The 23,126-nt window shown below is 67.7% G+C and carries 26 protein-coding genes; 13 read left to right on the top strand and 13 right to left on the bottom strand.

Annotated elements, in window-relative coordinates; translation table 11 throughout:
- Positions 1–147: 147 nt before the first annotated feature.
- From AC5P53_RS10325 to AC5P53_RS10295, 7 genes are all read right to left on the bottom strand, one after another.
- A complete protein-coding gene (locus AC5P53_RS10325; protein WP_014646569.1) occupies positions 148–1,170 on the bottom strand; it encodes a magnesium and cobalt transport protein CorA in 1,023 nt (340 codons plus the stop codon).
- A gap of 6 nt (positions 1,171–1,176) precedes the next feature.
- On the bottom strand, positions 1,177–2,436 hold the full coding sequence (locus AC5P53_RS10320) for a lipoprotein N-acyltransferase Lnb domain-containing protein (RefSeq protein ID WP_241886654.1): 1,260 nt from the start codon (positions 2,434–2,436) through the stop codon (positions 1,177–1,179).
- Positions 2,433–3,314, bottom strand: coding sequence for a CorC family transporter (locus AC5P53_RS10315; protein ID WP_014036584.1), 882 nt, complete (start codon positions 3,312–3,314; stop codon positions 2,433–2,435). Before AC5P53_RS10315 ends, AC5P53_RS10320 begins: the two co-directional genes overlap by 4 nt.
- Positions 3,315–3,378: 64 nt before the next feature.
- Positions 3,379–3,945, bottom strand: a complete 567-nt coding sequence (locus AC5P53_RS10310) for a hypothetical protein (RefSeq protein WP_014646571.1) — start codon at positions 3,943–3,945, stop codon at positions 3,379–3,381.
- Positions 3,946–4,022: 77 nt separating this feature from the next.
- Positions 4,023–4,598, bottom strand: coding sequence for a hypothetical protein (locus AC5P53_RS10305; RefSeq protein WP_014646572.1), 576 nt, complete (start codon positions 4,596–4,598; stop codon positions 4,023–4,025).
- Between the two features lie 77 nt (positions 4,599–4,675).
- Positions 4,676–5,161: an rRNA maturation RNase YbeY gene (gene ybeY / locus AC5P53_RS10300; RefSeq protein WP_014036587.1), complete on the bottom strand. Its 486-nt coding sequence runs from the start codon at positions 5,159–5,161 to the stop codon at positions 4,676–4,678.
- The gene (locus AC5P53_RS10295; protein ID WP_032960924.1) at positions 5,158–6,144 is read right to left on the bottom strand and encodes a PhoH family protein; all 987 of its coding nucleotides are present in this window, start codon (positions 6,142–6,144) and stop codon (positions 5,158–5,160) included. The genes ybeY and AC5P53_RS10295 overlap by 4 nt, the downstream gene beginning before the upstream one ends.
- 524 nt (positions 6,145–6,668) lie before the next feature.
- Between AC5P53_RS10295 and AC5P53_RS10290 the strand changes: the two genes are divergently transcribed.
- From AC5P53_RS10290 to AC5P53_RS10280, 3 genes are read left to right on the top strand one after another with little or no spacing between them, the layout of a single operon-like run.
- Complete coding sequence (locus AC5P53_RS10290; protein WP_241886655.1) at positions 6,669–7,625, top strand: HlyD family secretion protein; 957 nt, start codon at positions 6,669–6,671, stop codon at positions 7,623–7,625.
- A gap of 20 nt (positions 7,626–7,645) precedes the next feature.
- Positions 7,646–8,569 carry an ABC transporter ATP-binding protein gene (locus tag AC5P53_RS10285; protein ID WP_180834859.1) on the top strand — a complete coding sequence of 308 codons (924 nt, stop codon included), beginning with the start codon at positions 7,646–7,648 and terminating at the stop codon, positions 8,567–8,569.
- Positions 8,566–9,678, top strand: a complete 1,113-nt coding sequence (locus AC5P53_RS10280) for an ABC transporter permease (protein WP_197606739.1) — start codon at positions 8,566–8,568, stop codon at positions 9,676–9,678. The genes AC5P53_RS10285 and AC5P53_RS10280 overlap by 4 nt, the downstream gene beginning before the upstream one ends.
- 88 nt (positions 9,679–9,766) lie before the next feature.
- On the opposite strand, the gene miaB is transcribed toward AC5P53_RS10280, so the two are convergent.
- Together miaB and AC5P53_RS10270 are read right to left on the bottom strand one after the other, a co-directional pair.
- Positions 9,767–11,185, bottom strand: a complete 1,419-nt coding sequence (miaB, locus tag AC5P53_RS10275) for a tRNA (N6-isopentenyl adenosine(37)-C2)-methylthiotransferase MiaB (protein ID WP_014646577.1) — start codon at positions 11,183–11,185, stop codon at positions 9,767–9,769.
- A gap of 187 nt (positions 11,186–11,372) precedes the next feature.
- The gene (locus tag AC5P53_RS10270) at positions 11,373–11,990 is read right to left on the bottom strand and encodes a glutathione S-transferase family protein (RefSeq protein WP_014646578.1); all 618 of its coding nucleotides are present in this window, start codon (positions 11,988–11,990) and stop codon (positions 11,373–11,375) included.
- Positions 11,991–12,070: 80 nt separating this feature from the next.
- Between AC5P53_RS10270 and AC5P53_RS10265 the strand changes: the two genes are divergently transcribed.
- From AC5P53_RS10265 to AC5P53_RS10235, 7 genes are all read left to right on the top strand, one after another.
- Positions 12,071–13,039, top strand: coding sequence for a WYL domain-containing protein (locus AC5P53_RS10265; protein ID WP_164076936.1), 969 nt, complete (start codon positions 12,071–12,073; stop codon positions 13,037–13,039).
- A gap of 46 nt (positions 13,040–13,085) precedes the next feature.
- A complete protein-coding gene (locus AC5P53_RS10260; protein ID WP_046429799.1) occupies positions 13,086–13,991 on the top strand; it encodes a lytic transglycosylase domain-containing protein in 906 nt (301 codons plus the stop codon).
- Between the two features lie 199 nt (positions 13,992–14,190).
- Positions 14,191–14,811 (top strand): ubiquinol-cytochrome c reductase iron-sulfur subunit, encoded by a 621-nt coding sequence (petA, locus tag AC5P53_RS10255; RefSeq protein WP_004151998.1) that lies wholly within the window; start codon positions 14,191–14,193, stop codon positions 14,809–14,811.
- Positions 14,811–16,070 carry a cytochrome b gene (locus AC5P53_RS10250; protein WP_014646581.1) on the top strand — a complete coding sequence of 420 codons (1,260 nt, stop codon included), beginning with the start codon at positions 14,811–14,813 and terminating at the stop codon, positions 16,068–16,070. Before petA ends, AC5P53_RS10250 begins: the two co-directional genes overlap by 1 nt.
- A complete protein-coding gene (locus AC5P53_RS10245; RefSeq protein ID WP_032960911.1) occupies positions 16,063–16,812 on the top strand; it encodes a cytochrome c1 in 750 nt (249 codons plus the stop codon). Before AC5P53_RS10250 ends, AC5P53_RS10245 begins: the two co-directional genes overlap by 8 nt.
- A 134-nt stretch (positions 16,813–16,946) precedes the next feature.
- The gene (locus tag AC5P53_RS10240; protein ID WP_005408842.1) at positions 16,947–17,582 is read left to right on the top strand and encodes a glutathione S-transferase N-terminal domain-containing protein; all 636 of its coding nucleotides are present in this window, start codon (positions 16,947–16,949) and stop codon (positions 17,580–17,582) included.
- An 84-nt stretch (positions 17,583–17,666) separates the two neighbouring features.
- Positions 17,667–18,119 carry a ClpXP protease specificity-enhancing factor gene (locus AC5P53_RS10235; RefSeq protein ID WP_014646584.1) on the top strand — a complete coding sequence of 151 codons (453 nt, stop codon included), beginning with the start codon at positions 17,667–17,669 and terminating at the stop codon, positions 18,117–18,119.
- 104 nt (positions 18,120–18,223) lie between these two features.
- On the opposite strand, the gene AC5P53_RS10230 is transcribed toward AC5P53_RS10235, so the two are convergent.
- The 4 genes from AC5P53_RS10230 to AC5P53_RS10215 form a co-directional block, all read right to left on the bottom strand.
- The gene (locus AC5P53_RS10230; RefSeq protein ID WP_005415950.1) at positions 18,224–18,574 is read right to left on the bottom strand and encodes a DUF3301 domain-containing protein; all 351 of its coding nucleotides are present in this window, start codon (positions 18,572–18,574) and stop codon (positions 18,224–18,226) included.
- A 67-nt stretch (positions 18,575–18,641) separates the two neighbouring features.
- Positions 18,642–19,643, bottom strand: coding sequence for a DUF2272 domain-containing protein (locus tag AC5P53_RS10225; RefSeq protein ID WP_495227349.1), 1,002 nt, complete (start codon positions 19,641–19,643; stop codon positions 18,642–18,644).
- A gap of 180 nt (positions 19,644–19,823) precedes the next feature.
- Positions 19,824–20,675 (bottom strand): carboxylating nicotinate-nucleotide diphosphorylase, encoded by an 852-nt coding sequence (nadC, locus tag AC5P53_RS10220; protein WP_014646586.1) that lies wholly within the window; start codon positions 20,673–20,675, stop codon positions 19,824–19,826.
- The gene (locus AC5P53_RS10215; protein ID WP_014036599.1) at positions 20,672–20,941 is read right to left on the bottom strand and encodes a Trm112 family protein; all 270 of its coding nucleotides are present in this window, start codon (positions 20,939–20,941) and stop codon (positions 20,672–20,674) included. The genes nadC and AC5P53_RS10215 overlap by 4 nt, the downstream gene beginning before the upstream one ends.
- Positions 20,942–20,999: 58 nt before the next feature.
- On the opposite strand from AC5P53_RS10215, the gene purE reads away from it, so the two are divergent.
- The 3 genes from purE to AC5P53_RS10200 all read left to right on the top strand — a co-directional run bounded on the left by purE (position 21,000) and on the right by AC5P53_RS10200 (position 23,102).
- A complete protein-coding gene (purE, locus tag AC5P53_RS10210) occupies positions 21,000–21,503 on the top strand; it encodes a 5-(carboxyamino)imidazole ribonucleotide mutase (protein WP_005412808.1) in 504 nt (167 codons plus the stop codon).
- Entirely contained in the window at positions 21,500–22,648 is a 1,149-nt protein-coding gene (locus AC5P53_RS10205; RefSeq protein ID WP_495227348.1) for a 5-(carboxyamino)imidazole ribonucleotide synthase, read from the top strand. Before purE ends, AC5P53_RS10205 begins: the two co-directional genes overlap by 4 nt.
- Before the next feature lie 112 nt (positions 22,649–22,760).
- On the top strand, positions 22,761–23,102 hold the full coding sequence (locus AC5P53_RS10200) for a carboxymuconolactone decarboxylase family protein (RefSeq protein WP_004152082.1): 342 nt from the start codon (positions 22,761–22,763) through the stop codon (positions 23,100–23,102).
- Positions 23,103–23,126 lie beyond the last annotated feature (24 nt).

The following is a 23,126-nucleotide window of genomic DNA, read 5'->3' as shown; positions in this document are numbered from 1 at the left end:
CCGGCCAGCGGCCGGCACTACCAGAAGCGGGGCATGTGCCACGACCAACGGTCGCGGCCTACCGGATTGCCGGGTATCGACGCCCCCGTGCATGGTGGGTATCGACGCCCCCGTGCATGGTGGGTATCGACCGTTGGTCGATTCGCGCTACAGCCACTTCGCGCGCTTGAACAACCGGTACAGGCCCACGCACACACCGCCCACGCCGACAATCATCAGCGGATACGACCACGGCTGGCTCAGCTCGGGCATGTGGCTGAAGTTCATGCCGTACCAGCTGGTGATCAGCGTCGGCGCTGCCAGCAGTGCGGCCCATGCACCCAGGCGCTTGACCGTCTCGCCCTGCGCCAGCGTCACCAGCGACAGGTTCACGCTCAGTGCGGTGCCCAGCATCTCGCGCAGGGTGTCGATCACATCGCTGATGCGTACCGCGTGGTCATGCACGTCGCGCACGTAGAGCTTCACTTCATCGGGAATCAGGTCACCCTGGTAGCGGCGCAGCTGCGCCAGCACATCCTGCAGCGGTGCCACCGCCATCCGCATCTTGTTCAGTTCGCGCTTGAGCTCGTAAAGCCGTACCACCGTGCTGCGCTTGTAGCTGTCGGCAAAGATGTCCTTTTCCAGCAGGTCCAGGGTGTCGCGGAAGCGGTGCACGATCGGCAGGTAGTTGTCGACCACGAAGTCGGTCACCGCGTACAGGCAGTACGACGGGCCCATCTTCAGCAGCTGCGGTTCACGCTCGACCCGTGCACGCACCGGGGCGTAGGACAGCGAGGCGCCGTGGCGCACCGTCACCAGGAAACGCGGGCCGAGGAAGGCGTGGGTTTCGCCGTACTGGATGCGTTCGTCCACCATCTGCGCGGTGGTCACCACCACGAACAGCGAATTGCCGTAGGTCTCGACCTTGGGCCGCTGGTGCGCATTGCGCGCGTCCTCGATGGCCAGGTCGTGCAGGCAGAACTCTTCCTGCAGTTTCAGCAGCACATCGTCGTTGGGGTCGTACAGGCCGACCCAGACGAAGCCGTTGCCACTGGCAATGACATCGCTGATGGCATCCAGGCTGATGTCGTGGCGTTTGCCGTCGTCATCGTAGTGGACGCAGTTGATGACGCAGGCGGGGTTGGCCGAGGCAGGGGCGGAAGCGGAGGCGGGCAATGACATGCCCGCCATCGTGCGTCAGTGCCGTGTTTCGGACAAGTGAGGACGGCGCCCCAGTACCCACGCCAGCGCGACGTGGACGGGCAGCAGCAGCACGATCCACTGCACGTTGTACTGCGCCTGCAGGCTCAGCCAGTGCAGCACCAGCGCCGCCACGGCCTGCACCGCCAGCAGCCACAGCACGACCCTGAACATGCGGCCCGGCGCGCGCCGGCGCAGCAGCGCGATCGCGCCTGGCAGCAGCAGCACGGCCAGTGGCGAAAGCAGCAGCAGGTTGCGGTTGGCCCAGGCGGCGTAGTGGGTGCTGAAGCCCCACAGGAACACCAGCAGGCTGCCGGCGATGGCGCACAGCAGCCAGAACGGCAGGGCCAGCCCGGCCAGCAGGCGCGGGCGGTTGCGCAGCGCCAGTATGCCGGCGGCGATCACCAGGCCACACAGCAGCCACGGCCACCAGCGGCGCGCGAACTCCTTCGGCTCCGGGTCGATGCGGTGCGGCAGCAGTTCCTGTTCGGACTGCACCAGCGGCCGGCCGTCGCTGTTGCGCGCCTGGCGCAGCGCGTCGGCCAGGCGCATCGGCACGAAGGCTTCCTGCCAGCGCGACAGCGGCTGGTCGGCGAACGGACCGAGGCCGACATCGAAGCCCAGCCACATCCACGGTGCCGGCGAGGCCAGGCGCACCGATTCACTGCGGTAGGTATTGCCGCGCGAGCGCCCCGACAGCTGCGACTGCAGGCCGCCATCCAGCGCCTTGTTCACCGTGTCGCGTACCATCGTGGCGCAGTTGGCGGTGTAGTAGTCGTAGTGGTAGCGCGCGTTTTCCGGCTTGGCGCGCTCGGCCAGGTCAGCGGCCAGGGCGCGTGCCTGGTCGGGGCGCAGGTCCAGCCACTGCACGCTGGCGCCGCGGCCGGTCTCGTCGTAGTACGACAGGTCCTGCTGCAGCGGCAGCGCCACCAGGTAGTACATCATGTCGCCGCGCACGAAGCGGCTGATGAAATCGTCCTCGGACGGATCGAAGTAGCCGAAGTTGTACGAGGTCGCTTCGCCGCTGAGCGGATCGATCACGACGATGGCGTCGTGGCCGAAGCGCTCGAAGAACACGGTGCCCGGCTGCATGGTCACCACCCCGATGCGCGGGGCGGGAGCCTCGGCGCTGGTGGCGGGTGCAGCAGGTTCGGGTGCCGCCGGCTGCGCGAAGGCGGCCAGCGGCAGGGCCGTGGCCAGCACGCACAGTGCCAGCCACAGCCTCAGGCGCAGTGCCAGGAGGGCGCCGCGCTTCAAGCGTCGTCCTGCGCGTCCGGCGGCAGCACGGTCACGTGGAAGGCCTGGACCCGGCGCGCATCGGCGCGGGCCACGCGGAACATGAAGCGGTCCAGCGCCAGCTCGTCACCGACTTCCGGCAGGTGGCCCACGGCCTCGGTGACCAGGCCACCGATGGTGTCGTAGTCCTCGTCGGAGAAGGTAGCGCCGAAGCGTTCGTTGAAGTCGCCGATCGGGGTCAGCGCGTCGACCACGTACTGGCCGTCGGACTGGATGGCGATCTGCGCCGACGGATCCTCGGCCTCGTCATGCTCGTCGTCGATCTCGCCGACGATCTGTTCCAGCACGTCCTCGATGGTGACCAGGCCGGCGACACCGCCGTACTCGTCGACCACGATGGCCATGTGGTTGCGTGACAGGCGGAATTCCTTCAGCAGCACGTTGAGCTTCTTCGCCTCCGGGATCAGCACTGCCGGGCGCAGCAGCTCGCGCACGTTGGCCGGGCCGTTGTCGGCGACCACGCCGCGCAGCAGGTCCTTGGCCAGCAGGATGCCAAGGATGTCGTCCTTGTTCTCGCCGTGCACCGGGAAGCGCGAATGGCCGGATTCGACCACCTGCTTCATCAGTTCCAGGAAGGGCGCTTCGACCGGCAGCGAAACCATCTGCGAGCGCGAGATCATCACGTCGCCCACGGTCAGCTCGGCCACCGAAATGGCGCCTTCCATCATCTTCAGGGTATCGGCGGCGATCAGGCCCTCTTCCTGCGCGGTGTGCAGGACAGCGACCAGCTCGTCGCGGGTATGGGGTTCGCCGGAGAAGGCGGAGGTCAGGCGTTCAAGCCAGCCGCGCTTCTTTTCACTGGGCTCCTGTGCGGAGCTACTACTGTCGTCTTCTGACATCTCTGGAAAAAGGGCACCCGGCAAGCCGGGCGTTGGCCCAAGTCTAGCAGGATGTGGCGGCCTGTCAGTGACCGTCGCTGCCCGGTCCGGTGATCGGCGGCGGGGCCAGTTCAGGCCGGGCGGGGGCTTCTTCCTCGGGCAGGTCCAGGCTGTAGGTGCAGCCGGCCAGGGTTTTGCCGGGATGGGAGGCCACGGTGGAGACGCTGAGGATGATCGACTCGATCCGGGCCTCGCCGGTCTTCGGATCGGTCACGTCGCGGCTGACCAGCTCGCGGCCGGCCATGAACTTGCCGTCCTGGTCGTAGCCGGTCTCCAGCCCCAGCTGCCTGGCCAGCGGCCGCGGATCGGCCTGGTCGAGGATCGCCATGACGCTGGACCCGGCCACGGCGACCCGTTCGGTGCGGGCGCCGAACACGCTGATCGGCTGGGCCAGCCGGTACTCGCTCATGAACTGGTTGCCCTGCGGCAGCGGCTGCAGGCCGTGGGCGACGGCTTTCAGCGGATCAGCCAGCAGGGGCGCCAACGCGGCCTGCTCGGCCACGCCTTGGCGGCATTCAATCAGGGCCGGCAGGTCCAGGGCAGCGGCCGGGGCGGACACGGCGAGCAGCAGGGGCAGGGCAATACGCAGCACGGGCACGGGATCCGCAACGGAAGGCAGGCCGGTGATCGTACCGGTCCCGGCCAGCCATCGCGAGCGCCCCAAGGCAATCAGGGCGGATGCCTGCGCGTGGTCGCTGGGTACCAGCGCAGCCTGACCGGGTAGCCCAGTTGCACCTGCAGGTGATCGCGCACGGCCGCCGCCGTCGCGCGGTTGGCCGGGGTATCCCGCAGCTCAACCTCCAGTTCCCCGGTCGTGACATCCAGGCTATAGCCGAACAGGTCGGGCAGCTGGGCCAGCAGCCAGTCCCGCTGTGCGTGCAGGCGGCGCTGCATCTCCGCTTCGGTCATCGCGGCGCCGGTGATGTAGCGCACGCGTTGCGGGCCATCCGCCCCTGGATGTGTCTCATCGGCCGCGGGTGCTGGGCCAGTCAGTCGAACGACGACGTTCCAACCTGCCGCGTTGTCCACCCAGATTCCGGCGAGGCGTGCCGCGTGGCGCGCTTTCAAACGTTCCATCAATGCGTGCTGCTGCGCCTCGGCGACCGCCTGACGCGCCGTCTGTTGGCTGACGTCAAAGAACGCCTGCACCTCGGCGACCTTGGCGGCAATGTCGGCGGCGCTGTCGCTGGCCGGGAACGGCGACGGTCGTTCCCGGCCGGGGTCGATGCCCGGGGCAGTGGTCACCTGCAGAAGAGCGGCGATGAGTGCGGGCAGCAGCGCGATGGGCGCGTCCTCCGTGAAGATCCCGGTGTGCGTGGGCCTCAGCGCTCGCCGGCGTAGGGGTCGGCGATGCCGAGCTCGGCCAGGATCTCGCGCTCCAGCTGTTCCATGGCGTCGGCTTCCTTGTCGTCCTCGTGGTCCCAGCCGAGCAGGTGCAGCACGCCGTGCACGGTCAGGTGTGCGTAGTGGGCGTTGAGCGCCTTGCCCTGTTCATCGGCCTCGCGGGCCACCACCGGTGCGCAGATCACCAAGTCGCCCAGCAGCGGAAACTTCACGCCCTTGGGCAGCCCTTCGGGCACTTCGGCCGGGAAGCTGAGCACGTTGGTCGCGTAATCCTTGCCGCGATAATGGCGGTTCAGTGACTGCCCTTCCTTGGCATCGACCACGCGGATGGCCAGGTCGGCCTCGCGGATGCGGCCTTTCAGCGCAGCAGCCACCCACTTGCGGAAGCTGACCGCCGCCGGCAGGCCGGTGCGCGGCAGGGCATAACTGACGGCGACGTCCAGTCGCACGGGACCACGGGTCATGGAGTTGCTCCAGGTTGGATCTGATGCAGGTCACGGCGATCGTAGGCGCTGACGATGCGCGCCACCAGCGGGTGGCGGACTACGTCGCGCGACTCGAAGAAGGTGAAGCTGACGCCCTCGACCTCGCGCAGCACGTCGATGGCATCGCGCAGGCCGGACTTCACGTGCTTGGGGAGATCGGTCTGGGTCAGGTCGCCGGTGACCACGGCGGTGGAACCGTAGCCGAGGCGGGTCAGGAACATCTTCATCTGCTCGATGGTGGTGTTCTGTGCTTCGTCCAGGATCACGAAGGCATCGTTGAGCGTGCGGCCACGCATGTAGGCCAGCGGCGCGATTTCGATGACGTTCTTTTCCAGCAGCTTGACCACCTTCTCCACGCCCATCATCTCGTAGAGGGCGTCGTACAGCGGTCGCAGGTAGGGGTCGACCTTCTGGCTCAGGTCACCGGGCAGGAAGCCCAGCTTCTCGCCGGCCTCCACCGCCGGGCGCACCAGGATCAGGCGCTGCACCCGTGATTCGTTCAGCGCTTCGACCGCGCTGGCCACGGCCAGGAAGGTCTTGCCGGTGCCGGCCGGGCCGATGCCGAAGTTGATGTCATGCGTGGCGATCTGGTGCAGGTAGCGGCCCTGGTTGGCACCGCGGCCGCGCACCGTGCCGCGCTTGACCTTGATCGCCACCTCCTGCGCTTCGTAGGAGCGTTCGGCGATCTGCTCGACGTTGGCCTGCGCCAGGCGCAGGTGGATGGCGTGGTTGTCGAAGGTGGTTTCGCCGGCTTCGGCGTACAGCGCTTCAACCAGCTTCTGCGCCTCGACGATGGCTTCGTTGGGCCCGCTGATGCGGAACACGAAACCGCGGTTGGCGATCTCCACGCCGAGCTTCAGCTCGATCTGGCGCAGGTGCCCATCGAAGGGGCCGCACAGGTTGGCCAGCCGCTCGGTGTCTTCCGGCGACAGGGTGAAGTCTCGATGTTCGATGCTTTTCATTGCCTTGGGTGGGGCGGAAGCCTTCCACCGCAGTGTATTCAGGGAGGACAAGGGTAGCGCGCGCAGCGGGCGCGCGGCCAGCACGGGGTCGATACATGCTTTTCCACACCCGGTGTGGACGGGGGCTGCGGAAACCTGTGGGTAGACCTCTACAGTGCTTGTGCCACAAGCGTCATGAGGGGGTGGTGAAAAAATCGTCACGGACCCGGGCGTGCCGGCACCCGCAGGACGGGCGGACCGGGAGGGAGGGCACGTCGCAGCGCGTGGCCGAGAACTTCCCGGGCACGCCGGCGTTCTTCGTGATCGCAGCGCAGGTTCCGCTGCCAGGCGAGCAACAGGATCCCGTGTTGCCGGTTTTCCACACCGGTTGTGGAATGATGCCGAATCAACCTGTGGATAGGTGGCGCGGAGCCTTGCAGCCAAAGGCTCGCCAACGCGTGGTGAAAAAACCGTCAGGGCTGATCGGAATCATAGAGGGTGCACGGGGCGGATGGCACCGTGGCGCCGTCGCAGGAGGGGATGGCATGGGCATCGGCAATGGGATGCGTGGAATCGGATTGGTGGGTATCGGCCTGCTGGCCGGGTGTGGGCAGGCGCCGCCTGCAGCGCTCGGCACGCTGGAGTGGGACCGGATCACGGTGCCGGCGCCGGCGGCCGAAGTGATCGCCACGGTGGAGGTGCGCGAGGGGCAGCAGGTCAAGGCCGGAGCAGTGCTGATGCAGCTCGACCCCGCCCGCGGCGACGCGCAGTTCGCCGCGGCGCAGGCCGACACGGTGCGCGCGCAGGCCCAGTTGGAAGAGCTGAAGATCGGCCCGCGCCAGGAACAGATCGCACAGGCCCAGGCGCAGCTGGCCGCGTTGCGCGCGCAGTCCGCCGAAGCCAGTGCCTACTACCGTCGGGTGCAACCGCTGGCACGCCAGCGCCTGATCGCCGCCGCCGAGCTGGACCGTGCACGGGCGGCTGCCGGCAATGCCGAGGCCAGCGTGCGGGCCGCCGAGCAGGTTTGGCTGGAGCGGGTGCACGGCAGTCGCGCGCAGGACATCGCCCAGGGCCAGGCGGCCGCCGACGCCGCACAGGCGCAGCAGGTGGTGCAGGGCGTCAACCTGCAGAAGTTGCAGCTGCGCGCGCCGCGCGATGGTGTTGTCGATGCCCTGCCTTACCGGCAGGGTGACCAGGCGCCGATCGGGGCGCCACTGGCGGTGATGCTGGTCGGCGAGCGCCCCTATGCACGCGTCTACCTGCCGCAGCCGCTGCGCCTGCAGGTCAAGGTCGGGCAGGCTGCGCAGGTGCAGCTGGAAGACGGCAGCACCGTGCTGAAGGGGCACGTGCGCTCAATCCGCAGCGAGCCCTCGTTCACCCCGTACTACGCACTGACCGGTGATGACGTCGAGCGCCTGAGCTATCTGGCCGAGATCGAAGTGGACACGGCCACCGACATGCAGAAGCTTCCGGCCGGACTGCCGGTGCAGGTGCGCTTCTGAACACCGGCGACGACATCGCGGTGCATGCGCAGGGCTTGACCCGCCGCTTCGGCGATCTTCTGGCTGTGGACAATGTCGACCTGACCGTGCCGCGCGGGCAGGTGTACGGCTTCCTGGGGCCGAATGGATCCGGAAAGTCGACCACCATCCGCATGCTGTGCGGCCTGCTGGAGCCGAGCGCTGGGCAGATCCAGGTGCTGGGGCTGGCGGTTCCCGAGCAGGCCGAAGCACTGCGCCGGCGCATCGGCTACATGACCCAGCGCTTCTCGTTGTATGAGGACCTGTCGGTGCGCGAGAACCTGGAATTCCTCGCCGCCATCCAGGATCTGCCACGCGCGCAGGCCCGGCGGCGGGTCGACGAGCTGCTGCAGCAGTACCGTCTGCTGGACCGGCAGCCGCAGCTGGCCGGAACCCTCAGCGGTGGCCAGAAGCAGCGCCTCGCCCTGGCCGGCGCCGTCGTGCACGCGCCCGAGCTGCTGTTCCTGGACGAGCCGACCAGCGCGGTCGATCCGGAATCGCGCCGTGATTTCTGGGAAGCCCTGTTTGAACTTGCCGACGCCGGTACCACCGTGCTGGTGTCGACCCACTACATGGACGAGGCCGAGCGCTGCCACCGGATGGCAATCCTGGATCGTGGTGCACTGGTTGCCGATGGCACGCCGGCTGAGCTGTGCGCACGATTGGACGGCCGCACGTTGCAGGTCACGTCGTCGCAGCCGCGGCAGGCCAGCCGCGCACTGTCTGAGCTGCCCGGTGTGCTGAGCGTGGCGCAGATCGGCACCCAGCTGCGCGTGCTGTGCAATGAGGGCGCAGCGGACGTCGCAGTGCTGGCCCGTGCACTTGCCAACGCTGACCCGCAGGCCCGCATCCAGACGGTGGCGCCAAACCTGGAAGATGTGTTCGTGGCCGCCACCCGTGGCCGCGGCCGGGAGCCGGCGGCATGAACCTGCGCCGGCTGTCGGCGATCATGCTCAAGGAGCTGCGGCAGCTGCGCCGCGACCGCATCACGCTGGCGATGATCGTTGGCATTCCGGTGATGCAGCTGTTGCTGTTCGGCTATGCGATCAACCTCAACCTGCGTCATCTCGATGCGGGTGTCGCCGATCAGGCCAACAGCGCCGCTTCGCGCGCGCTGGTGCAGGACATGGTGGCCACCGGCGTGATCACGCCGCGCAGCGAAGCCTACACGCCTGCCCAGCTGATGCAGGCGCTGCGCCGTGGCGAGATCAGTGTCGGCATCGTGGTGCCGGCCGACTTCGAGCGTCGCCGCTTCGATGGACGCGAGGCGGTGCAGGTGCTGGTCGATGGCAGTGACACCGTGGTGCAGAGCGCGGCGATCCAGCTGGCGCAGGTGCCGCTGGACACGCGCCCGACCAGCAACACCCGTCCCCTGCGCGAAGGCAGCATCGCCAGTGGTCCGGTCGGCGTGACCAGCTTCTACAACCCGCAGCGGCGCTCGGCGGTGAACATCGTACCGGGCCTGATCGGGGTGATCCTGACCATGACCCTGGTGATGTTCACGGCGGTAGCGGTGGTGCGCGAACGCGAGCGCGGCAACATGGAACTGCTGATCGCCACGCCGGTGTCGCGCAGCGAGCTGATGGTCGGCAAGGTGCTGCCCTATGCGGCCATCGGCCTGCTGCAGACCACGCTGGTGCTGGTGCTGGGCACCTGGCTGTTCCAGGTACCCATTCGCGGCAGCCTGCTGGACATCTATCTGGCCGCGGTGCTGCTGGTGCTGGCCAACCTGGCGCTGGGCCTGCTGATCTCCACGCGTGCGCGCTCGCAGTTCCAGGCGATGCAGATGACCCTGTTCCTGTTCCTGCCGTCGATCCTGCTGTCGGGCTTCATGTTCCCGTTCGCAGGCATGCCGCGGCCGGTGCAGTGGCTGGCCGAGGTGCTGCCGCTGACCCACTTCCTGCGCCTGGTGCGCGGCATCATGCTGCGCGGCGCCTCATTGTGGGAGCTGTGGCACGACGCGCTGGCGCTGCTGGCCTTCATCGTGGTGATGATGACCCTGGCGATCCTGCGCTTCCGCAAGCGCCTGGATTGAAGGCAGGGGGTCGGATCCCCGCAGGGGCTCCGACCCCAATTTATCGGGCCGGCGGGTCGGAGCCCCTTTGGGGCTCCGACCCGAAGATTCATTCCGCCACCACCCGCGCGCGCAGCGAATTGGTCAGCGCTTCGGTGATCACCACATCCACGAACTGGCCGATCAGGCGCGCCGGCGCCGGGAAGTTCACCGAACGCATGTTCTCGGTCTTGCCGGTCAGCTCGTTCGGGTTCTTGCGCGAGGGCCCTTCCACCAGCACGGTCTGCACGGTGCCGACCATCTTCTCGGAAATGCCGGCGGCATGCGCATTGATGCGCTCCTGCAGGCGCGACAGGCGCGCGTGCTTTTCGGCATCGCTGATCGTGTCCTCCAGGTCCGCGGCTGGCGTGCCCGGGCGCCGCGAATAGATGAAGGAGAAGCTGTGGTCGAAGCCGATGTCCTCGATCAGCTTCATGGTCTTCTCGAAGTCGGCATCGGTCTCGCCGGGGAAGCCGACGATGAAGTCCGAGCTGATCGAGATGTCCGGGCGCACCGCACGCAGCTTGCGGATCTTCGACTTGAATTCCAGCGCGGTGTAGCCGCGCTTCATCGCTGACAGCACGCGGTCGCTGCCAGCCTGTACCGGCAGGTGCAGGAAGTTGGCCAGCTGTGGCACGTCACGGAACGCATCGATCAGCGAATCGCTGAACTCCAGCGGATGCGAGGTGGTGAAGCGGATGCGGCCGACGCCATCGATCTCGGCGATGGTGCGGATCAGCAGGCCGAGGTCGGCGAACTCGCCGTCACCGTACGGCCCGCGATACGCGTTGACGTTCTGCCCGAGCAGGTTAATCTCGCGCACGCCCTGTGCGGCCAGCTGCGCCACCTCCACCACCACGTCCTCGAACGGGCGGCTGACTTCGGTGCCGCGGGTGTAGGGCACCACGCAGAACGAACAGTACTTGGAACAGCCTTCCATGATCGACACGAATGCCGAGGGTCCTTCGGCGCGCGGCTCGGGCAGGCGATCGAATTTCTCGATCTCGGGGAAGCTGATGTCGACCTGCGGGCGCTTCTGTTCGCGGCGTGCGCGGATCAGCTCCGGCAGCCGGTGCAGGGTCTGCGGGCCGAACACCAGGTCGACGAACGGCGCACGCTTGATGATCGCTTCGCCTTCCTGCGAGGCGACGCAGCCGCCGACGCCGATGATGACTTCACGGCCCTTGTTCTTCAGCCCCTTCCACACGCCCAGCTGGCTGAACACCTTCTCCTGCGCCTTCTCGCGGATGGAGCAGGTGTTGACCAGGATGACGTCGGCGTCGTCCGGGCTGTCGGTCAGTTCCAGGCCATCGCTGGCGGCAAGCACGTCGGCCATCTTGGCCGAGTCGTACTCGTTCATCTGGCAACCGTGGGTCTTGATGTACAGCTTGCCTTTCACCTGGTCGGGCTTGCGCGGACCAGCGGGCAGGGCAACGAGGGGGGTACCGCCCGGTGTGGTGGGCGGAAAGACGTCTGGCGTCCCGGTCATGGCGCTTAATCCATTCGGGTGGCGGGAAAGCGGGTAATTCTACCCGCATCCCGCGCCAGCCGCCGCGCCCGTGCAACCGAGCCCATGCCCAGCGTGGCCATCACTGTAGAGCCGAGCCCGTGCTCGGCTGCCTTTGCAAGGCGGAGGAGCAGCCGAGCGTGGGCTCGGCTCTACAAGGGGGCGCTGCTTACGCCGCCAGTTCCGCATCGATCTGCCGCGAACGGTCGAAGGCGGTCATCGCGCTCATCCGTGCAATGTAATCAGCCGTGGCCGGTGCAGGCTGCACCAGGCCGAAGGCCGTGGTCCAGGCCAGCGCATTGCCCCACAGCACGTCGGCGGCGCTCATCGTCTCGCCAAGCAGGTAGGGGCCCTGCGCCAGCTGGGCCTCGATCACCTGCAGCACGGTCTCGGCGTCGTTGTACGGCGACATCAGGCGCGGCGGCGGCTCGCGGTGCATCGCCTTGTCGATCATCGCCGGCTCGAAACAGGCGCCATAGAAGGCCATCCAGCGCAGGTAGGGCCCGCGCAGGGCGTCGCCGATCGGCGGTGCCAGGCCGGCCTCCGGATACAGGTCGGCCAGGTACAGATAGATCGCCACCTGCTCGGTCACCAGCGCACCGTTGTGGACGATCGCCGGCACCTTGCCCATCGGGTTGATGGCCAGGTAGGCCGGGGCCAGGTTGGCGCCCGCCTTCAGGTCCAGCACCTGCATGCGGTAGTCGGCACCCAGTGCTTCGAGCAGGGCCACGGCGCCGCTCGAGCGGGAACGGGCGGCGTGGTACAGGGTGATCTGGCGTGAATTCATGGCATTGCTCCTTGCGGTGGGTGGTGAACTGGAGGCCATCCTGGGGCACTATTGCGGACGACTTCTGTCCTCGATCCTTCATGCGCCATACCGCCCATCGATTGCTGCGCCTGATCGCCCTGCTGCAGGCCCGTCGCCAGTGGTCCGGGGCCGAGCTCGCCGAGCGCATGGGCGTGGACCGGCGCAGCATCCGCCGTGACGTCGAGCGCCTGCGCGAGCTGGGTTATCCGGTCCGGGCCTCGTCCGGGGTTGGCGGCGGCTACCAGCTGGGGGCAGGGGCGCCGGTGCTGCCGATGCTGCTGGACGAGGAGGAGGCGACTACCCTGGCCATCGCCCTGCGCGCGGCCTCTGCGACCGTCGCCGGCATCGACGACACCGCGCGCGGCCTGTTGTCCAAGCTCGATCCGCTGGTGCCGACCCGTCGCCGCCAGCAGGCCGGCGAGGTGCATGCCGCCACCGCCACCCTGTCCGACCTTCCGTCCACCGACGCACGCCTGCTCGGGCAGCTGGCCCAGCACTGCCGGCAGGCGTCACGGCTGGCCTTCGAATACCGCAGTGCCCAGGAAGCGGTGACCCAGCGCGAGGTCGAGGCGCAGCACCTGGTCAACTACGGGCGGCGCTGGTACCTGCTGGCCTGGGACCTGGGCCGGCAGGACTGGCGCACCCTGCGCGTGGACCGGATGGGCGCGGTGCGCGAATGCGCCGAGCCGGGCATGCACCGCCGTACGCCCGCACCGCCGGATGTGATGGTGCGGCAGGCGGTCAGCCAGGCCCCGTTCGCCCTGCAGGCCATCGTCCGCCTGGCCGGCAGCCGCGCCGAGCTGGAAGGCTGCATCCCGCCCTGGTGTGGTGTGCTGGAGGACGATGGGCCCGACCATTGCCTGCTGCGCATGGGCGCCGAGAGCCGCGGCATGATGCTGGCGCAGATCCTCAGTCTGGACCGGGTGCCGGTGGCGGTGTGGACCACGCCGCCGGGCCTGCGCGATGAACTGGCACAGCGCCTGGCCGGATTGGGGCAGGTGCTGGCTGTGCCGCCGGTCACAGGCTGAGCCGCGTCGCTTGGCAAGCCCCGGCGAAGCTGGGACACTCGCCGGCATGAAGGGGATACTGGGGACAACGGCGATCATCATCGCTGCGCTGACCGCTGCGCCGGCCAGCGCGGGCACCCTGTTCAAGTGCCAGGGCGCCGACGGGGTCACCAGCTATGTCAGCAAGCGCCTGGCCGGGGCCCGCTGCAGCGCCATCAGCTACAGCCGCGACCTCCGCCCGGCACCGCGCCCGGTGGTGGCCGCGCCGAAGCCGGCGCCGACCACCGTGGCCAGCATCGAGCGCAACCCGGTGGCGGTGGCGGCCAGCACTGCGGCGCCGGCGGCTGCGCCAGCCGCCGTACCCGCGCCCCCGGTCGCCTCGCGCAGCGGGCGCATGGTCAGCGGCCAGGTCTATTCCTTCATGAAGGACGGCGTGCGCCACTACACCAGTGCGCGCCCGACCCAGGTCGCCAACCTCGGCCCGGTGCGCACCATCCGCTACAGTTTCATGGAGCGCTGCTACGCCTGTGGCGTCAACCCGCGCGTGGACTTCGGTTCGGTGCGGTTGAACACCACCGCGTTCCAGACCGAGATCAGCTCGGCCGCGCGCGAGTTCGGCGTCGACGAAGCCGTGGTGCGCGCCATCATCCACGCCGAGTCGGCCTACAACCCGACCGCGCTCAGCCGCGCCGGCGCGCAGGGCCTGATGCAGCTGATGCCGCCAACCGCGGCCCGTTTCGGAGTCAGCGATTCCTACGATGCCGGGCAGAACATCCGCGGTGGCGTGCAGTATCTTGCGTGGTTGTTGAAGCGTTTCAATGGCGACCTGACCCTGGCCGCGGCTGGCTACAACGCGGGCGAAGGCGCGGTTGACCGCCACGGTGGCGTGCCGCCCTACAGCGAGACCCAGTACTACGTGCGCCGGGTCGGGCAGCTGGCCGAGCGTTACCGCACCGCATTGACGCACCAGTAGTGCCGGCCGCTGGCCGGCAACCTTGGGCAATGGCCGGTACCGACCGGCCACTGGCTGGCAGCCCCGTAATCAATGTTGTTGCAATGCGTTGTGTGGCGCTCGACGGTTCCGCTACACTCGCCCATGATTCAATGCGGCTCTGGCCCCCACCGGATCCGCTGGCAGCCTTAAAGCTACCTAATCAATATCGGAGTGCCGGATGGCCAACGATGGGGTACACGATCCAGTCAACACCGGACGTCGGCGTTTTCTTTCTGCCACCACAGCCGTGGTGGGCGCCGTCGGCGTCGGATTCACCGCTGTTCCTTTCATCAAATCCTGGAACCCCAGTGCCCGTGCCAAGCTTGCCGGCGCACCGGTGGTGGCCGACATCAGCGCCCTGCAGGAAGGCCAACGCCTGATCGTGGAATGGCGTGGCCAGCCGATCTGGATCGTCAAGCGGTCCAAGGCGATCCTCGATGCACTGCACGGGCTCGATGGCCGCCTCAAGGACCCCGAGTCCGGCGAGAAGGACCAGCAGCCGGACTACGTGCTGAAGCAGAACCCCGAGCTGCGCTCGATCAAGCCGGACATTTCCGTGCTGGTCGGCCTGTGCACGCACCTGGGCTGTTCGCCGGAAATGGTCGCCGAGATCCGGCCTGAACCCTATGACCCGCAGTGGAAGGGCGGCTACTTCTGCCCCTGCCACAAGTCGCGCTTCGACATGTCCGGCCGCGTCTTCAAGGACGTGCCGGCGCCGATCAACCTGAAGGTGCCCGCGCACCATTACCAGGACGACAACACCATCATCATCGGTGTCGATCCGCAGGGGGCAGCCTGATGGCCAATATCCTCGCTCGTACCGCCAGCGGCGTGGCCGACTGGGTCAATGCCCGCGCGCCGGGCCTGATGCCGGTCTACCGCAAGCATGTCACCGAGTACTACGCGCCGAAGAACTTCAACATCTGGTACTACTTCGGTTCGCTGGCGCTGCTGGTGCTGGTCAACCAGATCGTCACCGGCATCTTCCTGACGATGCACTACAAGACCAACGCCGCCGAGGCGTTCGGCTCCATCGAATACATCATGCGTGATGTGGAGTGGGGCTGGCTGATCCGCTACATGCACTCCACCGGGGCCTCGCTGTTCTTCATCGTGGTCTACCTGCACATGTTCCGCGGCCTGCTGTACGGCAGTTACCAGAAGCCGCGCGAGCTGGTGTGGATCCTGGGCATGCTGATCTACCTGGTGCTGATGGCCGAAGCCTTCATGGGCTACGTGCTCCCGTGGGGGCAGATGTCGTTCTGGGGCGCCAAGGTGATCATTTCGCTGTTCGGCGCGATACCGGTGATCGGCAACGGCCTGACCGAGTGGATCATGGGCGACTACCTGCCCAGTGACGCCACGCTCAACCGCTTCTTCGCGCTGCACGTCATCGCACTGCCGCTGGTGCTGCTGTTGCTGGTGGTGCTGCACCTGGGCGCGCTGCACGAGGTGGGGTCGAACAACCCCGATGGCGTGGAGATCAAGAAGGGGCCCAAGGGCAACCGCTGGTCGCCGAACGCCCCGGCCGACGGCATTCCGTTCCATCCGTACTACACGCTCAAGGATGGCGTCGGTGCCGGCTTCCTGCTGATCATCGCCGCCTTCATCATCTTCTTCGCCCCCGGTTTCGGCGGCCTGTTCCTGGAGCACGACAACTTCACCGAAGCCAACCGCCTGGTGACCCCGGAACACATCAAGCCGGTCTGGTACTACACGCCGTACTACGCGATGTTGCGCGTGGTGCCGAACAAGCTGGGCGGCGTGCTGGTGATGTTCTCGGCCATCGCGATCCTGTTCCTGGTGCCGTGGCTGGACAAGGCGAAGGTGAAATCGGTGCGCTACCGCGGCTGGATCTCGAAGGTGATGCTGGGCGTGCTGGCGGTGTGCTTCGTGTGGCTGGGCGTGATTGGTTCCGGCCCAGGCACCGACGTGCACGAGACCTACATCGGGCGGGTGTTGACCTTCCTGTACTTCGCGTTCTTCATCACCATGCCGCTATGGACAAGGTTGGACAGGACCAAGCCGGTACCGGAGAGGGTGACCACGCATGACTGAGCGCTGGATGGTCCGGCTGGCCCTGGCGGCCACCCTGATGCTGGGCAGTTTCCTGGCCTCCGCCGCCGAAGGCGGCACCCCGCTGCTGCAGGCCGGCAACGACCTCGGTGACCGCGCCTCGCTGCAGCGCGGCGCGCAGTTGTACATGAACTACTGCTCCGGCTGCCACGCATTGAAGTACCTGCGCTATTCGCGGATGGCGCAGGACCTCGGCCTGACCGAGGAAGAGGTGATGAACAACCTCAACTTCACCGGCTCGGCGATCGGCGACCCGATCCCGGTGGCGATGCCCAAGGAGAACGCGGAGAAGTGGTTCGGCAAGATGCCGCCCGATCTCAGCCTGATCTCGCGCGTGCGGGGCAGTGACTGGGTCTACACCTATCTCAAGTCGTTCTATCTGGACAGCAGCCGCCCGCTGGGCTGGAACAACGCGCTGTTCGCCAATGCCTCCATGCCCAACCCGCTGTGGGAGATGCAGGGCCTGCAGCATGCGGTGCACGGCAAGGCGGAAGCGCCCGGCATGGACCCGCCGGTGACCGGCCTGAAAATCGAAACGCCCGGGTCGGTCGATGCCGGCCAGTACGATCAGGCCGTTCGGGACATCACCAACTTCCTCGAATACGCCGGTGAACCGGCCGCGCTCAAGCGGCAGCAGCTGGGCGTATGGGTGATCCTGTTCCTGGCCCTGCTGACTTTCCTGCTGTACCTGCTGAAGAAGGAATACTGGAAGGACGTCCACTGATTCTGCCGCCGGCCATCGCCCGGGCCTATTGGCTTTTGTGATGGTCGGTTGCACACTCGGGGTGGAGTCGACCGCTGGCACGGTGCCGGCGGCGCCGATGCGGCAGGCGGTCTCCTGTCGTGGGAGAGCCTTTGATGGCGGCGAGCGTACGCATGCGCAATACACTGACGCTGTTTTCCTCGAACGACGACGTACTGTGCCACCGGGTACGCCTGGTGCTGGCGGCCAAGGGGGTCACCTTCGACTTTGTCCCGGTCGATCCGCAGAACCCGCCTGAAGACCTGATCGATCTCAATCCGTACCACTCGGTGCCGACCCTGGTCGAGCGCGAGCTGGTGCTGTACGCCGCGTCGGTGGTCAGCGAATACCTGGACGAACGCTACCCGCATCCTCCGCTGATGCCGGTCGATCCGCTCTCGCGTGCGCGTATCCGCTTGGCCATGCTGCGCATCGAGCACGACTGGGTACCGCAGGTGCAGGCCATCCAGCTGGGCAACAAGACCCAGGCCGAGGCCGGCCGCAAGCGCCTGAAGGAACTGCTGACCGCCTCGCTGCCGCTGTTCAAGGCCAGCAAGTTCTTCCTCAATCCGGAAATGAGCCTGGCCGACTGTGCAATGGCACCGATCATCTGGCGCCTGCAGTCGCTGGACGTGCCGCTGCCGAAGGACGGCAAGGCGATCGAGGACTATGGCAACCGCATCTTCCGTCACCCGGGTTTCGTCCGCAGCCTGACCGACCAGGAAAAGAAGCTGCGCGATCTGCCGGTCTGATCCGACCTTGCGTAACCCGTCTGCACGCCGACCGGCGTGCAGGCGATCCGCCCCGGCGGGGCGCCGGGCGCGTACACTTCACGCATGACCGAAGACTTCTTCCACATGACCAGCCACCGCCCGTACCTGCTGCGGGCGCTGGTGGAATGGATCAACGACAACCAGCTGACCCCGCACATCCTGGTCGACGCCGGCGTCCCCGGCGTGCAGGTGCCGCCTTCGGCGGTCAAGGATGGCCGGGTCGTGCTCAACATCGCCGAACGCGCCGTCGTGCGGCTGATGATCGACAACGAAATGGTGAGCTTCTCGGCCCGCTTCTCCGGCACCAGCTACCCGGTGCAGGTACCGATCAGCGCCGTGCTGGCGGTCTATGCCCGCGAGACCGGGCAGGGCATGGCGCTGCCGGATGACATTCCGGGCAGCGAGACCGCGCCGACCAGTGACGAACTGCTGCACGAGGACGGCACGCCGCCGGACGATACGCCACCGGCCAGTCCGCCGCCCAAGGGCCGCCCGAACCTGCGCGTGGTCAAGTAACCATTCCGACGCCGCCCCGATGGGCGGCGTCTTCCTTTGCAGGTTTTACCGGTGGGTGCCGGAATTGTGTGGGTGCCGACCGTTGGTCGGCACACCTTCAGTTCTTACACATCCTCGGCATCCTCCACATCCGGCCGGATCTGGCTGATCCGCGCGGCACCGGGGCCGGTGAACGAGATCAGCTGGTCGCCGCGCAGCACCATGCGGCCCACGTGGCGATCGATGCCATCGTAGGAATACTCGAACTTGAAGGTGCGCTCGAAACCGAGCCGTCCATCCTCGCCACGCGACAGTCGCAGGCCGGTGGCATGTACCGCCTGATCCAGCCATTGCACGTCGGCAGCGCGGCAGGCATTGCGGCCCAACTCGACCGCGCGCTCGGCGGCCGAACGCGCCGCATTCCAGAAGAAATAGATGATTCCGCCGGCAATCAGCAACAACAGCAGGGTGGGCATGGCGTCAGCCGTCAGAGGTCGATCCCGCAAAGATGGCGGCGAACGCGCGCTGGATCAAGCGCTGCACTCACCGCCGTGGCTGCGGTTCGCTGGACATCGGTGATGCGGGCACGGTAGACGGCGCCGTCGCCGGCACCGTCTGCATCGGCGCGGCGGAGGGCGAAGGCATTACCAATGGCGCGGTCGCCGTCAGCTGCAGCAGCGCTGCCCAGTCCTGGCGGTTGAAGCTGCATTCGTCCTCGCGGCCCGGCGTGCAGCTGGGCTCGATGCCGGTGCTGTTGCGTTCGCGCGCCGGCGGCAGCTTGATCAACCCGGTGCGGTCCAGCGGCAGCAGTCGCATCGCCACCGTGTTCATCACGTTGCCGCCCACCAGGTACAGGGTCTGGTCGCCCCCCAGGTTGGCGGCCACCACTACTTCGCAATGTGATTTCCAGTGGCCCACCGAACCGTTGCCCAGTGCCTGCACCAGCCCACTGTAGCTGAGCGTGGTGCTGCGATCGCGCAGGAAGCACAGCAGGTCGCCCGGTGCGGGCTTTGCGGTCGCGGGATCGACCAGCCGGTACGGCACGCCCGAGGGTCCGCCCTGGTACGCGGCACGGATGTAGTCGATGTGGCGTGGCGACGCGTTGAAGCCGGGGACGCCGGACTGCACCATCACCCAGGAAATGAACGCGGCCGACCACGGGTTGTCGATCAGGAAGGTGCGGCAGTCGCTGTCGGTGTAGCGCGTGCCCAGTGGTGCCAGACAGCTGCTGGCGCCGGCGATGCTGCCCATCGCGTTGAGCGTGCCGCTGTTGCGCCAGTAGCCGGCCACGCGTTGCCAGGCAATCAGCCCGTTGTCGGCCAGATGTTCGTTCTCGGCCTCGGTGACACTCAGGCTCGCCGCGCGGCCATCGCGATCGATGAAAGGCCGGAACCAGAGCCGGTGTTCATTGCAGGCAGTATTGCGGATGGCCACCGCCAATGGGCTCAGGCCGAAACGCGGTGGCACATCGCAGGCTTCGGCCGCCGCTGCGGACAGGGGGGGCGCGGCCAGCAGCAGACAGGCAGGCAAGAGCATCCGGCGCATGCGCGGCTCCTGTGGGGGATGCCGGCAGCGTCGCAGAGGCGGCCGTAGCCGAGCCGTGAAGGCGTCCCGGGTCGTGTAGAGCCGAACCCATGCTCGGCTCATCGCGCGAAGCGCGCGCAGGGCGTGCCGCAAATCGACAAGCAGCCGAGCGTAGGCTCGGCTCTACAAGTCCTGCAGGCCTCAGCCCGGCGGTGGGCCGAGCTTCAACGACAGATCGATGGCCTGCACGTGCTTGGTCAGGCCGCCGATGGAGATGCAGTCGACGCCATCCTCGGCGATCGAGCGCAGGCCACCCAGGCCGACGCTGCCGGACACTTCCAGCGGAATGCGGCCGGCCGTGATGCGTACCGCCTCGCGGCGCAGGTCGGGGCTGAAGTCGTCCAGCAGGATGCGTTCGCAACCAGCGTCGAGCGCCTGGCGCAGCTGCGCCAGATCCTCGACCTCGACCACCAGCGGCAGCGCAGGCCACTGCCGGCGTGCGCCCGCCACGGCGTCGGCCAGTGAACCGGCGGCGCGGATGTGGTTTTCCTTCAGCATCACCGTGTCGTACAGGCCGAAACGATGGTTCTCGCCACCGCCGCAGCGCACCGCGTACTTCTGCGCCAGGCGCAGGCCGGGCAGGGTCTTGCGGGTGTCAAGGATGCGCGTGCCGGTACCGGCCACCGCCGCCACGTAGCGGGCGGTGGTGGTTGCCGTACCGGACAGCGTCTGCAGGAAGTTGAGCGAGGTGCGTTCGGCGCTGACCAGGCTGCGGCTGCGCCCATGCAGCAGGGCCAGCACGGTGCCTGCGGTGACCGCGTCGCCGTCGGAAACCTGCCATTCGATGCGTACGTCCGGGTCGAGCGCGCGGTGGGTGGCGTCGAACCAGGGGCGGCCGGCGATCACCCCGTCCTGCTTGCACAGCAGGTAGGCGCTGTCGGCCTGGTCGGGCAGCAGGGCGGCGGTGACATCACCGCTGCCCAGGTCCTCGGCCAGTGCACGCGCGACATCGGCGGCGACAACGGCCGCATCCGGCGTCGGCAGCGTGCTCATGCGGTCGGGAAATCGGCGATCTGGGCGGTCGGGATGGCTTCCTCGGCCAGCAGCACCGGGATGCCGTCGTCGACGCGGAAGACCTGCTTGCGGTCGCGGGTGACCAGCGCTTCGCGCAGCGGCTGCGCCAGCGGGTTGCCATCGGCCTTGTTCACCGCGCCGGCGGAAATGGCCTTGTTGAGGGCTTCCAGGCCCTTGCCATCCAGCAGGGACAGGGGCTGGCGGGTGTCAGGCGACACCAGCAGGTCGAGCAGCTTGCGATCCATGGTTCTTCGTCTTGCGTGGAAGATGGCTAGAATACGTCTTTAAGGCAGGTGACGGCCAATGACCCCCAACCCGATCGCGCCGCTTGTCGGCATCGTCATGGGTTCCCGTTCCGACTGGGAAACCATGCAGCACGCCGCCCAGAAGCTTGAAGCCCTGGGTGTTCCGTTCGAAGTGAAGGTGGTGTCCGCGCATCGGACGCCGGATGTGTTGTTCAGTTACGCCGAGCAGGCGGGCCCGCGTGGCCTGCGCGCGATCATCGCCGGTGCCGGCGGAGCCGCCCACCTGCCGGGCATGATCGCCGCCAAGACCGCCGTGCCGGTGCTGGGCGTGCCGGTGCAGTCCAAGGCCCTCAACGGCATGGATTCGCTGCTGTCGATCGTGCAGATGCCGGCCGGTATCCCGGTCGCCACCTTCGCCATCGGCAATGCCGGCGCGTCCAACGCGGCGCTGTTCGCCGCCGCGATGCTGGCCAGCGACCAGCCGGCGATCGGCCAGGCGCTCGACGCCTTCCGTGCACGCCAGACCGAAGACGTGATGGCCCACGACGATCCGCGCCAATGAGCCTGACCGTCGGCATCCTGGGCGGCGGCCAGCTCGCCCGCATGATGGTCCTGGCTGGTGCGCCGCTGGGGCTGCGCTTCGAACTGTATGACCCGGCGGCCGACGCCTGCAGCGGCCCGCTGGCGCCGCTCACCGTCGGTGCCTTCGACGACCGCCGGGCGCTGGCGGACTTCGCTGCCAAGGTCGATGTGGTCACCTTCGATTTCGAGAACGTGCCCGCCGACAGTGCACAGTTCCTGGCCGACCGCGTGCCGGTCTACCCGCCGCCGGCCGCGCTGGCGGTGGCCCAGGACCGGTTGAGCGAGAAGACCCTGTTCCAGCAGCTGGGCATCCCGCTGCCGGCCTTCGCTGATATCCGCAGCCGCGACGAGCTGGCGGCGAAGGCCGCCGAATTCGGCCTGCCGTGCATCCTCAAGACCCGCCGCCTGGGCTACGACGGCAAGGGCCAGTTCCGCCTGCGCAGCGAAGCCGACATTGATGCCGCCTGGGATGCGCTGGGTGCACAGGTCGAGCGCACCGGACTGATCCTGGAGGGCTTCGTGGCCTTCCAGCGCGAGGTCAGCGTGGTGGCCGTGCGTGGCCGCGATGGCAGTTTCGAAGCCTGGCCGATCACCGGCAACTGGCATGTCGACGGTGTGCTGTCGGCCAGCGTGGCCCCGGCCGTGCTGTCCGCCGCCGAGCAGCAGGCAGCCATCGGCTATGCACGCCGTGTCGCCGAACACCTGCAGTACGTCGGCGTGTTCGCGCTGGAACTGTTCTGCCGCGATGGCGAGCTGCTGGCCAACGAGATGGCGCCACGCGTGCACAACTCCGGGCACTGGACCATCGAAGGCAGCGAGACCTCGCAGTTCGAGAACCACCTGCGCGCCGTGCTGGGCCTGCCGCTGGGCAGCACCCGCATGCTCGGCCATGCCTGCATGCTGAATTGGCTGGGCCGGATGCCCGACCCGTTGCCGGTGCTGGCCCAGGCCAGTGGCCACTGGCATGACTATGGCAAGGAGTCGCGCGAAGGCCGCAAGGTCGGCCATGCCACGTTGCGCGATGACGATGCCGCAGCACTGGCCGACGCGTTGGACCAGGTGGGCCTGGAACTGGACCGCCAGGCCCAGGTGGCACCGGCGGTGCACGCGCTGCGCAACCGCTGAGTCCGGTAGTGCCGGCCGCTGGCCGGCAGTGCAACGGTGTGGCGCACCGGTGCAGCCATCGGCACAACATTCCCGGTGGTAGCGTGGAGCTCCTTTCACAGGAGTCACGACCATGCTCGACTGGAATGCCTACCGCAAGGAACTGAAGGGCCGCATCGGCGAGATCGGCAAGCTCTCGCCGGATACGGTCAAGGGCTACGCCACCCTGGCCAATGCCGGTGCCCAGACCAACCACCTGGATGCCAAGACCCGGGAGTTGATCGCGCTGGCGGTGGCGGTAACCACCCGCTGTGACGGCTGCATCACCGTGCACGTGGACGCGGCGCTGAAGCATGGCGCCAGCCGCGAGGAAATCGCCGAGGCGCTGGGCGTGGCGGTCTCGCTCAACGCCGGGGCCGCGCTGGTGTACTCGGCGCGGGTGATGGATGCGGTGGCCGCGCACGAGAGCGCGTGAAGCTTCATCTGTAGAGCCGAGCCC

Source organism: Stenotrophomonas sp. YJH_SMC_82 (assembly GCF_059368875.1).
This window is presented reverse-complemented; position numbering and strand designations above follow the sequence as displayed.